Annotated in this window: 14 protein-coding genes; 6 read left to right on the top strand and 8 right to left on the bottom strand. The window is 35.5% G+C overall.

Annotated features, from left to right (window positions below):
- Window positions 1–31: 31 nt before the first annotated feature.
- Together H4J76_RS08670 and H4J76_RS08665 are read left to right on the top strand one after the other, a co-directional pair.
- Window positions 32–547 (top strand): sigma-70 family RNA polymerase sigma factor, encoded by a 516-nt coding sequence (locus H4J76_RS08670; RefSeq protein WP_070377194.1) that lies wholly within the window; start codon window positions 32–34, stop codon window positions 545–547.
- Entirely contained in the window at window positions 540–1,253 is a 714-nt protein-coding gene (locus H4J76_RS08665; RefSeq protein ID WP_182230444.1) for a DUF3379 family protein, read from the top strand. The genes H4J76_RS08670 and H4J76_RS08665 overlap by 8 nt, the downstream gene beginning before the upstream one ends.
- A 791-nt stretch (window positions 1,254–2,044) precedes the next feature.
- On the opposite strand, the gene putP is transcribed toward H4J76_RS08665, so the two are convergent.
- The gene (gene putP, locus H4J76_RS08660; protein WP_182230443.1) at window positions 2,045–3,538 is read right to left on the bottom strand and encodes a sodium/proline symporter PutP; all 1,494 of its coding nucleotides are present in this window, start codon (window positions 3,536–3,538) and stop codon (window positions 2,045–2,047) included.
- A gap of 255 nt (window positions 3,539–3,793) precedes the next feature.
- On the opposite strand from putP, the gene H4J76_RS08655 reads away from it, so the two are divergent.
- Window positions 3,794–5,020, top strand: a complete 1,227-nt coding sequence (locus tag H4J76_RS08655) for an EAL and HDOD domain-containing protein (protein WP_182230442.1) — start codon at window positions 3,794–3,796, stop codon at window positions 5,018–5,020.
- Window positions 5,021–5,150: 130 nt separating this feature from the next.
- Here the strand turns inward: H4J76_RS08655 and H4J76_RS08650 are convergent, their stop codons facing one another.
- The 4 genes from H4J76_RS08650 to H4J76_RS08635 all read right to left on the bottom strand — a co-directional run bounded on the left by H4J76_RS08650 (window position 5,151) and on the right by H4J76_RS08635 (window position 8,407).
- Window positions 5,151–5,960, bottom strand: coding sequence for a DUF2884 family protein (locus tag H4J76_RS08650; protein WP_182215068.1), 810 nt, complete (start codon window positions 5,958–5,960; stop codon window positions 5,151–5,153).
- Window positions 5,961–6,125: 165 nt separating this feature from the next.
- Window positions 6,126–7,250, bottom strand: coding sequence for a cell division protein ZapE (zapE, locus tag H4J76_RS08645; RefSeq protein ID WP_182215070.1), 1,125 nt, complete (start codon window positions 7,248–7,250; stop codon window positions 6,126–6,128).
- A gap of 119 nt (window positions 7,251–7,369) precedes the next feature.
- The gene (locus H4J76_RS08640) at window positions 7,370–7,576 is read right to left on the bottom strand and encodes a cold-shock protein (RefSeq protein WP_070376065.1); all 207 of its coding nucleotides are present in this window, start codon (window positions 7,574–7,576) and stop codon (window positions 7,370–7,372) included.
- A 282-nt stretch (window positions 7,577–7,858) separates the two neighbouring features.
- Window positions 7,859–8,407 (bottom strand): RNA methyltransferase, encoded by a 549-nt coding sequence (locus tag H4J76_RS08635; RefSeq protein ID WP_182215072.1) that lies wholly within the window; start codon window positions 8,405–8,407, stop codon window positions 7,859–7,861.
- A 413-nt stretch (window positions 8,408–8,820) separates the two neighbouring features.
- Between H4J76_RS08635 and lepB the strand changes: the two genes are divergently transcribed.
- Together lepB and H4J76_RS08625 are read left to right on the top strand one after the other, a co-directional pair.
- Window positions 8,821–9,483: a signal peptidase I gene (gene lepB, locus H4J76_RS08630; protein WP_182215073.1), complete on the top strand. Its 663-nt coding sequence runs from the start codon at window positions 8,821–8,823 to the stop codon at window positions 9,481–9,483.
- A gap of 298 nt (window positions 9,484–9,781) precedes the next feature.
- Entirely contained in the window at window positions 9,782–10,552 is a 771-nt protein-coding gene (locus H4J76_RS08625) for a peptidylprolyl isomerase (RefSeq protein WP_182230441.1), read from the top strand.
- Window positions 10,553–10,562: 10 nt separating this feature from the next.
- Here the strand turns inward: H4J76_RS08625 and arfB are convergent, their stop codons facing one another.
- Entirely contained in the window at window positions 10,563–10,976 is a 414-nt protein-coding gene (arfB, locus tag H4J76_RS08620; protein ID WP_070376061.1) for an alternative ribosome rescue aminoacyl-tRNA hydrolase ArfB, read from the bottom strand.
- A 123-nt stretch (window positions 10,977–11,099) separates the two neighbouring features.
- Window positions 11,100–11,456, bottom strand: a complete 357-nt coding sequence (gene hpf, locus H4J76_RS08615; RefSeq protein WP_070376060.1) for a ribosome hibernation-promoting factor, HPF/YfiA family — start codon at window positions 11,454–11,456, stop codon at window positions 11,100–11,102.
- A 313-nt stretch (window positions 11,457–11,769) separates the two neighbouring features.
- Here hpf and H4J76_RS08610 point away from each other — a divergent pair, with 313 nt between their 5' ends.
- Entirely contained in the window at window positions 11,770–12,873 is a 1,104-nt protein-coding gene (locus H4J76_RS08610; RefSeq protein WP_182230440.1) for a 1-acyl-sn-glycerol-3-phosphate acyltransferase, read from the top strand.
- A 67-nt stretch (window positions 12,874–12,940) separates the two neighbouring features.
- Here the strand turns inward: H4J76_RS08610 and H4J76_RS08605 are convergent, their stop codons facing one another.
- The gene (locus tag H4J76_RS08605) at window positions 12,941–14,338 is read right to left on the bottom strand and encodes a hypothetical protein (protein WP_182222057.1); all 1,398 of its coding nucleotides are present in this window, start codon (window positions 14,336–14,338) and stop codon (window positions 12,941–12,943) included.
- Between the last annotated feature and the right edge of the window lie 12 nt (window positions 14,339–14,350).

The raw sequence follows: 14,350 nt of genomic DNA, 5'->3' as shown, positions 1-14,350 counted from the left end.
TAAAATAATGTCAGCTCAGGTCTCTTACAACATGGCAACAAAACAAGTTAGATATGAAGCACTAGTTAAAGCTTTGCATGGCGATTTATTCCGTTATGCTTATTGGCTATGTCACGACAAACATGTGGCTGAAGACTTAGTGCAAGAGACATTTTTACGGGCATGGCGAGCTTTAGATTCATTAAAAGATGAAAAAGCAGCTAAGTCATGGTTGATCACAATTTTACGACGAGAGAATGCTCGTCGTTTCGAACGTAAACGATTTGATATGAGTGAATATGAAGAAGCCACTATTACCGATACTAAATCAACAAGTAGCGAGCAAGAAATTGAAAACTATTGGCTGCGTGAAAAAATAGCACAAATGCCAGAAGAATACCGAGAGCCATTAGTTTTACAAATTATTGGTGGTTTTTCAGGTGAAGAAATAGCTAAACAGCTCGATTTAAATAAGAATACCGTGATGACAAGGTTGTTTAGAGCGCGTAATCAATTAAAAGAAGCTTTAGATAATACTCCCAAAGTTAGAGGTCAATACAATGGATGATTTGCAATTTAGACGTCGTATTTATGCAGATCCAAATACACGTGATGAAGATATGCTTGCTGCAATTCACAGTGACCCTGCCAAGCAAAATTTTACACAAGAACTTGAAAGTTTAGACAGTAAACTCTTTCAAGCGTTAAATATTGAAGTACCTACAGGCTTAAGCGATAAACTTATTTTACGTCAAACAATGGCCAGTCATCAGCAGCAAAAACGTAAAAGTCGTGTGCGTTTAGCTTTAGCTGCGTCTGTTGCCTTTGTTATGGGTTTAACGATTAATTTTATGCAGTTTTCTAATGCATATAACAACCTAGGGGATTATGCGATAGCTCATATTGCCCATGAAGAAGGACATTTCTCTAACACTTCAACTGCAAATGTGAGCTTAGCCTCTCTTAACGATAAAATGGCGACGTTTAATGGCAGTTTTACAGATAGCATAGGCAAATTAATGTTTGCTAATTATTGCCGGTTTGATGGCATGAAAAGCCTGCACTTAGTTTTTCAAGGTGCAACAAGCATGGTCACTGTTTTTATTGTTCCCAATAATGAAGAGCTTGAATTTACCGCTGATTTTTCAACAGATAAATTAATAGGAAAATCCCAACACTTTAAAAACAGTAATATTATTGTAGTTGCTGACAAAAGTGAATCGCTTACGCAGTGGCAAACAGCCATCGATAGAAATATTAGCTGGTCTATTTAAGTCATAAAAATAATATTTTACTGTTAACGTCGTCGCACATGAAACCATGGCGACGACGTTCTTAATCCCCTCTTATTAAAACTCCATTGCTCTTGCACTGAAACCATCATATTAATACTCAAATCCCCAGACTCAACGCGTTTCAGTATCTAGTACTGACCTCCCAAACAACAGAAGCCAAAGTCGTCATGCTGAACTCGTTTCAGTATCTAGTACTTACCTCAATTCAAGCAACAGATACCAAAATCGTCATGCTAAACGCGTTTCAGTATCTAGTACTCACCTCCAAACAACAGAAGCTAAAGTCGTCATACTGAACTCGTTTCAGTATCTAGTACTTACCTCAATTCAAGCAACAGATACCAAGATCGTCATGCTGAACTCGTTTCAGTATCTAGTACTGACCTCAATAAAATAGAGATTAAAATAACATATACATTCATTGCCATCCTTGGCACCACGCTATTGCCTCCAGGGATGGAGGTACTTATGATTTGTCAGGAACAAAAATCATGACCGTTCATCCTGAACATATACGTTGCTTGCCATCCTTGGCACCACACTATTGCCTCCAGGGATGGAGGTACTTATGATTTGTCAGGAACAAAAATCATGACCGTTCATCCTGAACATATACGTTCCTTGCCATCCTTGGCACCACACTATTGCCTCCAGGGATGGAGGTACTTATGATTTGTCAGGAACAAAAATCATGACCGTTCATCCTGAACATAAAAAGCCCGTTATTGAACATCAATAACGGGCTTTATTTGAGCGAGTTTACAATACCATTAATCGATATTGTGCTGCTCTATCATCTCATCAAACATCTTTTCAACAGATTCATCAGGTGCCGCGGTCAAGTTACTCACCACAACAATCGCTATTGTTGAAAGTATAAAACCAGGAACAATTTCATACATCACTGAACTCAATAGTTCACCACCGACAGTTATCGGAGCATAAATCCAAATAAGAACGGTTATAGCGCCCGTTAACATACCTGCTAAAGCGCCTTGTTTGTTCATTTTTTTCCAGTAGAGACTTAAGATAACTAGTGGTCCAAATGCGGCGCCAAATCCTGCCCAAGCGTTACTAACCAAACTTAAAATAGAGCTATTTCGGTCATAAGCTAAAGATATCGCAACAATAGCAACTAGAAGTACAGATAAACGGCCAACAAAAACAAGCTGTTTATCAGTAGCATCTTTATTTAGAAACGCTTGATAAAAGTCACCGGTTAATGAGCTTGATGTCACTAATAATTGAGAAGAAATGGTGCTCATTATTGCAGCTAAAATAGCGGCTAATAAAAAGCCAGAAATGAGAGGGTGAAATAAAACCTGAGAAAATAAAACAAAAATAGTTTCTGGATCGGTTAATTCTGTGCCCGTTTTCGCCACATAAGCAATACCAGCAAAACCAGTTGCCATAGCACCACAAATAGAAACGATCATCCAAGTCATACCAATACGACGAGCAGCAGGTAAATCTTTAACTGACCGGATTGCCATAAAGCGCACAATGATATGTGGCTGGCCAAAATAACCTAAGCCCCAAGCCATCGCTGAAATAATCGCCAGCGCACTAACACCATTGAACATATTAAACTTTTCAGCATCAATAGAATGAATAACATCATTCATTGCTTGTACGCCACCAATATCGCTTATAACCACAAAAGGTACCAGCACAAGTGCTACGAACATAATACACCCTTGCACAAAATCGGTTAAGCTTACGGCTAAAAAACCACCAAACATAGTATAAAGTACAACAACACCTGCGGTAACGTAGAGCCCAACTTCATAATCTAATCCGAAAGAGCTTTCAAACAATTTACCACCAGCAACGATACCTGATGAAGTATAAAGCGTGAAAAAGACAATAATAACAATTGATGAAACTACGCGTAGCAAATGGCGCTTATCATTAAAACGGTTTTCAAAGAAATCAGGTAACGTTATCGAATCATTTGCTACTTCGGTATAAGTTCTCAAACGAGGCGCAACAATTAAATAATTAAAATAAGCACCGATCACTAAACCTACGGCGATCCAAATACTGCTTAAACCTGTCACATACATAGCACCTGGTATGCCCATTAGCATCCAACCACTCATGTCAGAAGCCCCAGCGGAAAGAGCCGTCACTGAAGGACTTAGATTACGCCCTCCTAGCATATAACCTGCTGCGTCACTGGTCGATTTTTTAAAGGCATATAAACCTATACCGATCATAACAATAAAATATAAACCTAAAGAAAATAATGTACCAAATGCCAAATTAACCTCCGAAAGTATTATTATATTTTTACTAAGTAAAAAAAATGTTAAAAACTTCTGTTACTAAGCAAAAAATAGATTAAGCTAGTATGACTAGATATTTTGCTATTACTATACTTTTATTGTTTTCAACTATATTAAAGGTATTATCCATGTAATATTCTTATGCCAGCAACTAATATATAAAAATAGTTGATGCTAATTTATCCTTTTTCCAATATATTCAATATAGTTACGAAAATATCAGGAATTTTTATGTATTTTTATGCCGCCAGGCAACCCATTCTAGATAAAGACAAAAACCTTTTTGCCTATGAATTGCTATTTAGAGACAGCATTGACAACGTTTTTCCTGATATCGATGGCGATGAAGCCACCACAAAAATGATTGAAGCAAGTAAATTTAACTTAGGTATAGGAGAATTTACTGGTAATAAGCCCGCCTTTATTAATTTTACCCTTGAAACATTAAGTCTTGGTTACGCAAATATGCTGACCACTGATGAAGTCGTCGTTGAAATTCTTGAAACGGTTAAGCCGGGTAAAAAGCTATTAGCTATTTGCAAAGATCTTTATGAACAAGGTTATACACTAGCGCTAGATGATTATGAACATCAAAAAGTGTGGATACATTTTTTCCCTTATATCAAAATAATAAAAATAGATTGGAAAATATCCACTATTGAAGAAATTAAAGAAGTTAAACAAGCGATTACTAATTTCCCTGATATTAAATTGCTTGCAGAAAAAGTTGAAACTTACGACGAGTATAATCAAGCACTAGAATTAGGCTTTGAACTATTCCAAGGCTTTTTCTTTGCTAAGCCTGAGATGATAAAAACTAAAAGTCTCTCTCCATCACAGATTGCCATGGCTGAGTTACTTTATGAAACATCAAAACCCGAATTAGATTTAATCAGTATTACTTCAGTCTTTGAACGCGATGTAACGCTTTCTTATAAACTCTTACGATATGTTAACTCGGCGATATTTCGCAGACGCAATGAAATATCAACGATAAAACAAGCACTTGTAACACTAGGGTCACAAGAATTAAAGCGCTTTTTAGGATTGATGTTTGCTATAAATGTTAACCCTGATAAACCTTCAGAGTTAATTAATTCAGCGATGGCTCGTGCTAAATTTTGTGAACTTGTCTCAAAGGATATAAATGCTCCAATAGATTCATCTATTGCTTTCTTAACGGGCTTATTATCATTAATTGATGCCATTTTAGATGAAAAACTTGAAACTGTTTTAGAAAAGTTACCACTTGCGCAAGAGATAAAGATTTCTTTACTCACTAAGAAAGGCGTATTGGCTGAATTAATCCAGTTATTAGAGTACATTGAACATGCACAATGGGATGAAACCACTATTGTTATGAAGAAGTTAGGTATAGAAAAGGAAAAAGTCATTAGAGATTACAACCAAGCACTTTCTTGGGCTGACGAGCAGTCACAGATGACAAATGGCAGTTAATTAAGTCAATGGTTCGATTGACAAAAAACAAGTAACTGAATTATTTACTTGTTTTTATTGTCAATGATTAGAGAGTAACGCGCCCATGTTATAATAGGCGATACAGAATTTTATCTATATTTAGTTAAAATTACATAAGTTCTTTAGTGTTTTTAGATGAAACAGTAGTGGTTAATAAATTAAAGTCTTTTAACACTATTATTTCGTTAGTTAACCTGTCTTCAAGTGCATCGATGTCGACAACAGATTGACAAAGTACTTCACTATTTTTTTTAATTTGTTCGCCACGAGATTCCATTTCGTTTTCCATTTTTTCACCGAAATCCTCCATACGAGATTCAAAAGCGTTCATATCGCCACCAGAGAAAAGCATCTGTTGCCCTACCGCTATCATTAAACTACCAATCGAATTTTGCACCGTCTTTTCTATTGCACTTTCAATACGTTGCTCAAAATCTTCGTTGAAAAAGTTTTCTCCTGAAAAACCATCCTCGTCAAAATAAATGTCATTATCACTGGTTAAGCCCAGATCAACTTCTTTACGTATCTCTGAAAGTTGACTAGTAATTTCAGCACTCAGCGTATTATCTTGACCGAGTAACTCATTAAACGCTAAATTAATGCCGTCATTCGCAAGATCAATAGCATCTAATGCAACACTTTTTACTTGTGGAACTGCAGCCCTAATGCCAGACGAATAATCATGAACCAAGGATTGCTGATTATCTGTTAAGTCAACTTGAACACCATTGACATATAATCGTTCATTATCAACAATTTTATAGAGTGGCAGTTTACTTTTAGAGAATTCAATAGCGGTTGGCGTAATTTTAATACCACCAGATATTGTTGCATTGCATGAGTCATTTGTAAAAGATGCGGTGGAAGCGAACGTACTGCTGCTTGCCAATATAAGTGCTGTTGCGATGAGTGTTTTCATATTATGCCCTTCGATTGTTATCGATTAAATAATGCCTAACTTAATATAGACATTACAAAACTAGTGCCAACTAGTAAAACCAATAAAATTCAATAAGATACAAAATAAACATAAAATAAAATGAAAATTAAATACCATTTATTAGTGAAATAAACACATTTGTGGCTAATATGCTAATTGTTGCATTTCAATGAGACGGGATTGGCAGCGAGCAAACTCAAAACTTAATTGCTGTCCTTGGTAAAGCTCAATAATATCAACTTCAGCATTAATAATAAGTCGTATATTTCTATCATAAAATTCATCAACAACAGCAATAAAGCGCCGAGCTTCATCATCTAAGTGGCGAAGTTGGCTTAACAATTTACCGTCGCGTTGATAGTCATCTTCTACGCCTGATATCACAGACGTTATGCGCTCTCCATCAAATTGAGGAACTTGGTCAAGCAATACTAATTTAAAATGATCAGCTAGGCTAATGTAGTCTCGCTGACTTCTAGGACCAGAACATAGTGCATAAAAATCAAAAAGTATAATAGTATCTGTTTTCGCTTGAAAAGGGATTTTACGGTGGTTAACGGTTATATTACCTGAAGTGCCTACAATACCCGTAATATCTAAAAACCTTTGTCTAAGCGTTTTGTTATTTAATGGGTAAGTATAATCACGATATGCGATTGCGGTTTCATCATAACGGTCTAAGCGATGATCTACAGCACCATCAACCGATAATACTTGGCAATAATCGTTAATTAAATCTATGGTAGGCATAAATCTTTCGCGCTGTAACCCATTACGATAAAGTTCTTCGGGTCGACAGTTAGAGGTAGCGATTAAAATAATATCTTGTTGAAAGAACGCCTGAAATAAGCCAGAAAGCAACATAGCGTCACCAATATCTGAAACATAAAACTCATCAAAACACAGTACTTTGATCTTTTTAGCCCATTGCTTAGCAATAAACGTTAATGGATCACTTTGTCCTGTACATAAATTTAATTGTTGATGTACTTCTTCAATAAAGCGATGAAAGTGAATACGTTTTTTAGCAGTAACGGCTAAATTTTGAAAGAAGAGATCCATAAGCATGGTTTTACCACGACCGACTCTCCCATAAAGATAAATCCCACGAATAGCAGACGATTTTTTCAGTCGTTTAGCAAGCCAAGATTTATGCTCATGTTGATAGATTTGTTCAGAAAGATCATCAAGTTTGGCAACGGCATTAACTTGTGCATAATCGTATTTAAAATTATTCGAAGTAGATAGAGCTTGGTAAGCTGAAAGCATATCTTAAGTTTTAAACGTTGAAACTAAATTTTTCCCACAAAAAAAGGGTGAGACATAAGTCTTACCCTTTTTAGCAATTTATTTGTATGAGGTAACCTAAGTTAGCTCAAGATACAAAATTAAAGAGCTTGAATGTTCTCAGCTTGAGGACCTTTCTGACCTTGAGTTACAGTAAACTGTACTTTTTGGCCTTCAGCTAGAGTTTTGAAACCGTCGCCAGAGATTGCAGAAAAATGTGCGAAAACGTCAGGACCAGATTCTTGCTCGATGAAACCAAAACCTTTAGACTCGTTGAACCATTTTACTGTACCAGTAGTTGTAGACATAATAGTATCCTATTTGTTTAATATAATTAATCTTAATTTTGTTTTAGCCATTAAATAAATTTAATTCACTAAAACGATGATGCTGAGAGTGTTGCTATGACTTATTAAACAGGACGAGCTACTAACATAACTTCGAAACTTGGTACATAAATATAGGTAGTACTTTCTAGCTGCGTGCATTGTATATCGTTGACAGAAAGAGTCAAGTTTTTTATCGACTTTATTAATTCTTTTGTTTGTTTTATGAACAAATCGTTAGATTAACACTATCAACAAGCCATTTTACTGTTTCACTTTTACCGTGTTATTTGTATCTCTACTTTTTCGGATAAGTTCATCGTCACCAATAGCTATTGCAGACTTTGCTAAGCGGTCATAAAGTAAAACATTTACTGTTGCTGCCAAATTCATACAACCATTCGTTGGAATATATACCACAGCATCAGCTTTATCGATAACAGCCTGACTAATAGTGCCATCTTCAGGGCCAAACACATACATAGCATTTTTAGGGTGAATGAAGGCCGGCAATGGCACCGCTCCTTCAATTAAATCAACACATATTAGCTTGCTCCCTTCGGGTAAACTTTCCACCAAAGATTCAACACCAATTAAAGGTATTTTTTTACTGGCACTTTGTGTGTCGGTATGAAATTTCGCGGCTCTTGCATACCTAACACCACTGTAGAGTACGCTATCAACTTGATAACATCCTGCTGCGCGCATTACAGCACCGACATTACTTGGGCTTTTAGGATCGGTTAAACCTAAGGTTATCTCAGCTGATTCAGCGTTTTTATGTTTTAACGGTACTTTTATCTTTTTAGTCATTAATATAATCGTTTTGGTTAGTTACTTTACAAATACAGGTAAATTCTACAGGAATTCTCCTTAGCTTTAATAAAAAATTCAAGTAAATAGTAATTTTTTATTTGTTCTCAAGTTAACGTTTGATTTTATCTAGTCTACCTTAGCGACCGATAGTTTAAGCTCGAAACCTATAGTGATATGAACACTAAATAAGTTTCACACTAGCAAGTGGAGTGACCAACGAAGTTTACTTTTTAAAAATTATACAAAGCTATTATTAATGCATTATTCATGAGCTCTTTCCTTGTTAAACAGTAAAGTTGTCATAATCCGTTACATTTCATAAGCAACAAATCAAAAAATAATGGTCATAATAAACTAAGATTTTCTGTTAATAACTATACCTGTGTCATCAATATTTAAAAGGAAAGAAAATGAAAAATAGTCTCAAGAAACTATGGAAAGAAAATAAGTTATTATTTATTTTTATTGGTTTAATGTTAGTTTTTCGTAGCGCTGTCGCTGACTGGAGTGACGTACCTACAGGTTCGATGAAACCAACAATTGTTGAAGGCGATAGAATTTTTATTAATAAAATGGCTTATGATATTCGCTTACCCTTCACTCATATTTCTCTTGTTACACTTTCCGAACCACAAACCAATGACATCATTATTTTTGATTCAGTGGTCTCAGATAAACGTTTAGTAAAACGTGTAATTGGTGTTCCAGGTGATACAGTTACTATGAGAAACAATAAATTAATTATAAACAACCAAGTGATTAGCTACAAAAAAGAATCAACAACAAACCTACCATCGAACAATTACCACGACAAGATTGAGACGATCAATGGCCAGCCACATTTTATTCGAACCAGTAAGTTGGCGTCACAATTGGATAACTTCAACCAAGTTATAGTGCCTACTGGTCAGTATCTAGTTCTGGGCGACAACCGAGATAATAGTGCAGATTCACGGGTAATTGGCTTAGTGCCAAGGAAGGAAATTGTTGGCAAATCTAGTCAAGTCGCTTTTTCTCTAGATTACAATAATAACTTTTTACCACGCACTAATCGTTTTTTTCATTCACTTTAAATGTTTGTTAACTACTGGTACTTTTTGCTCAGATTTTAAATCACATTAGGTAAATTCAGACGACTTTTTTTATTTTAATCTCAAATATACTGGGATTTATTTAACGTATGTCGTTAATAACGATATACGTTATCAGCTCTCACCGCTTTTATAGCCTCATTGATATGCTGAAAAAAAACGCTACAACCACAAACTCAAATTTACAGGTAAGAAAAGCTCTTGTTGTTTTAGACTAATACTTTTAGTATCTCTAGCATTGTATTCAACTATTATTATCCCTAATAAATTTAAGGTTACTATGTATCAAACTTCTCCTAAATCACTCGTACTAACGGGTGCATTTTCTATTGCGACACTATTATCAGTATCGAGTAATGCGACAATTGTTGAATTTGAAACTTCTCAAGGGAATTTCAAAATTAACTTACACGATCAAACCACGCCTAAAACAGTAGAAAATTTTTTAAGGTACATTAATGACGGGGATTTCAACAATACTGTTGTTCATCGTTTAGTGCCTAACTTTATTATGCAAGCGGGAGGCTTTGAATTTAACGGAAACTTTCCATTAACGGCCATTGATGTTGATAGTTCTGTAAAAAATGAGCCATTGTATTCAAATGTTAGAGCAACTGTCGCGATGGCAAAAGTAGCAAACAGTCCCAATAGTGCAACCAGTCAGTGGTTTATTAATTATAAAGATAATAGCGCTATTTTAGATAGACAAAATGGTGGTTTTACGGTGTTTGGTGAAGTGATTGAAGGTATGGATAATATCGATAAAATAGCTCAGTTACCCATTTGTCAAAGTATACCAATGCCAGACTATACCGACGAGCAATGTGCTAATAGTAATTTTGTACCTGCAGATGAGAATTTTGTAACCATTCGTACTGTTACCATTTCAAATAGTTCAACCACAACGTCTGAAAGCCTATCTCCGGTAAAAAATACGCTGATTAATCAGGAGAGCAGTTCAAGTGATAGTAGCGGTGGCGGTAGCTTATCCTACTTTGCATTACTGGCATTATCTTTAGTCGGCTTACGACGTAAAATGAAAATATCTTAACCAATGTTAACTAGTCAGTGACCTTGCCGCGGAGTGCTTTTACATTGCCGCGGTGAGATTTACCCGCTAAGCGTCTTTTTTTGGAATTTTTTGATGGTTTAGTTTCTCTTCGAACCTTTTGAATAACCATTGCTGATTTAATCACTTCAACAACACGCTCAAGCGCAGATTCACGATTTTTCTCTTGTGTTCTATACTGTTGCGCCTTGAGAACTAAAATTCCCTCTTTAGTGATACGTTTATCTTTTAATGCTAATAAACGTTCTTTATAAAAATCAGGTAAAGACGATGCCTTAATATCAAAGCGTAAATGAATCGCTGATGATACTTTATTGACATTTTGTCCTCCCGCCCCTTGTGCACGAATAGCGGTTAACTCGAGTTCATTTTGATCTAACCAGACATTATTTGAAAGGGCCAACATATTTTACTTCTACTACCTTATTTATTCACACGTTAAGTATACCATTCATAATGATAATAATAAGCTAGAAACTAAAACGGGAGCAATAGCTCCCGTAAACATTTAAGTATAACTACTTTGAAATTAGTTCAAATTCATTTCTTGAACTTTCTCATGGGCAATTTCAGGCGTAACTGAAACAGGCTTACTGTGTAAATTTGCTTTTAATTGGCCTTTTCTATGTTTAAGTGCGGCATCAAGCTTTTTGGCTACACTAGCAATTGCGGGAAACATGACATCGTCTTCTGCTGATACAGCAATACGACCACCTTCATAATTTGTTGTTATTTCTGCTCCATATTTTCCATGCTCTTTTGAAAGAATAATGTCTAATGAGATCAGCGTTGGAAAATGGTTAGAAATTTTTAAGAATTTTTCATCGATATGTTCTTTTACACCATCGGTAACATCTACGTGGTGACCTGAAAGATTTATTTTCATAGGTATTCCTTTTGTTTATTGCTCTATTTAAGACTTGAGGGTAAAGTCGAAAAACGCAAGGCCTTAGTATGAAAAAAATATAAATTAATTCATAAAAGAGCTTACACAATTAACTGTAGCAAAAATTATACATTTTATTTGGATTTTGCTTCATTTTTTATATTAATATTATTATTTACCCCTAAGCTAATGAAATTATATTATTTAAAAAAGTAAAGCATAAACAATAGGAGTCTTTTCATTTAAAAAGCGGTTATAATATCCGCCAATTTTTAAGTTAATTAATCGCTGTTAAGCAGTAAAGAGACCTTACATGTTTGATGATATTCGCCCTTATCGTGATGATGAGGTTGCAACTGTGATCCGAAAACTGATTAATGACCAAGGGCTACTTTCTTCTATTGCTAGTTTTAAAATGCCTCGACTGTACAAGCTTCTACCGGTAATTTGTCGCTCAGTGGTAAAATGGACGTTAAAGTTACGCGTGAGTAAGTTTCATAACATCGAAGACATTCAACGTGAAGTAGCAAAGTACTTGCATCACCTAGTAAAAAAAAGTACCGATGGTTTTACTTTTCATGGTTTAGAGAAAATTGATACAAGTAAACCTATGCTGTTTATCAGTAATCATAGAGACATAGTACTTGATGTCGCATTAATTAATTGGGCGTTGTACAACAGCGGCATTAATACCGTTGAGGCAGCAGTTGGCGACAACTTATTGCATCAACCTTGGGTTGCTGACTTAATGCGTATTAACAAAAGCTTCATTGTTAAACGTAGTGAAGAGTCAAAACGTGCCATGCTCAATGCGTCAAAGCAATTATCAGCCTATATTCACCATACAGTTTATGAGCGCCAACAAAACATCTGGATAGCGCAGCGAGAAGGTCGTGCTAAAGACGGGATAGACAAAACCAACTCGGCTTTAATTTCAATGTTATTACTAAACAAAGACAAGCAAACGCTGCTTGCAGACTATTTAAATGAAATTAATATTGTACCTGTTTCAATTTCGTATGAATTTGATCCCTGTGATAGAGATAAAGCCATCGAACTTGCAGAACGAGAAGCAACGGGGTGTTATAAAAAGAAAGAAAACGAAGACTTAAATAGTATTACACAAGGGTTAATGGGGAAAAAAGGTCGTGTTCATGTTGAGTTCTGCCACGCGATTAAAGGCGACTATGCCGATAGTAAAGCCGTTGCAAAAGCTATTGATAAAGAGATTATCAGTAACTATAAATTATATGACAGCAACTTAACGGCTTATGCCCAGCTTCACCAGCAAGATGACATTAAGCAAAGCGTAATGAATCAGTTAAATAGCAGGATGTCTGATTTAACTGAACAGCAGCAGCATTGGTTATTAACTATGTATGCAAATCCTGTTAGAGCGAAACAAGCAGTAGATTAATGGCTAACAGTAACGTGTATTAATAAAAAACGGCGCTTTATAGCGCCGTTTTCATATAAAGATAACCTTATTTTTTTATTGATATGTGATAATTTTTTACATTATTAGCAAAAGAGTTATTATTTTCATTTTGATAATACAATAAATAATTTTCATATTTATCAGTATCTTCACTTTGTACCAAATCTGTACTGGTACCCAATACAAGGGTCTCATCATTAATAATACCTTCATAACCAGGTAAAGCTGTAGTTACGGGTAATTGACCAGTAATTCGCCCATAACTTGTCCATTTAGCTGGCATAGGTGTATTATTTTCGGGGTGGTAAGCTTGATAATTGACGGTAATTATAGCCAAAGGATAATTAGCAACATTACTGTAATCATAACTCCAGTCTGATTTGATTTCTGAGAAATAAATATCATCAACATCTGGTTTTTTCGTTGCAGCCGCTAAGGCAAAACTAGTGTTAAAAGCTGAAGAAATAACTTGGTGCTGGCTCGATATTTTTATTTGACCAAAGGCAGAATCAGTTTCAGATAAAATAACCTCAGCATTTGATTGATAAACAGTTTCTGAAACATAAAGATGGCTATTAAATAAATCAACTGAGTTATCATCTTCAAGAACTCTTGTTGCAAAATGCGCCTGCCCTAAAAATAACTGTTGTGTTGTAAAAGGCTGATGATTTTTATTTAAGCCAATTTGTTCAATAGCGGCGAAAGCTGAAAGTTGCCATACAGCTTGATTGTCGCTATTAACGGCTGTTTGACTAAAATCATCAATAAAGCCAGCAGCACCCAGAACGTTACTGTTATTTCCAGTACCAACAAGCGAGAAAGAATGTAGTGGCCAAGCGCCATCAATTGCTCGGCAAGCTTCAACATTAATAAAGTTAGTGCGTTGTGAGTCTACAGCTTCAGTGCTGGTAAATGTTGCTGAGCTGGTTACTTGGGTAATATCAGAGATAGGGGTATGTGACACTTCAACATTTCGAGTGATACATTCACAATTAGCATCAACAACTTTACTGATATGTTCTGCCTGATAAATGGCGGGCGTTGTTGCTTTTACCTGATGAAAGCTAACAAAATCTAAACCTTCCACTTTTCCTTCTTGCTGAGTTTTAGCAACAAGTGTGTAATTGATGAGTTCATTGTCTGATAAAAAACTAAAAAGTCCATCATCGTTTGGCTGTAACTTTGTAACAACACTCCAATCATTATTTTGAATAAACAACTCAACATCAACAAACGGTAGTTTTTCGCCACATTTATTGGTCAGTGTAGACGTTAATGAAAAAGCATAACTTTTTGGCGCTGTTGGGGTCGTATTATCGCTGCCACCACCTCCTCCACATGCTTGTATACCCAAAAAGATAGGCAGTAATAAAAGTGTTTTTTTATAATTGTTTAACAATGAGTTTATTGGGCGGTTTTGTAGCTGAAATAATTTTAATAGCATATCAAGAATTCT

Origin of the sequence: Colwellia sp. BRX9-1 (assembly GCF_014077195.1) — a bacterium.
Lineage (GTDB): Bacteria > Pseudomonadota > Gammaproteobacteria > Enterobacterales > Alteromonadaceae > Colwellia_A.
The sequence above is the reverse complement of the archived record's forward strand: the minus strand, read 5'-3'. Positions and strand labels throughout refer to the sequence as shown.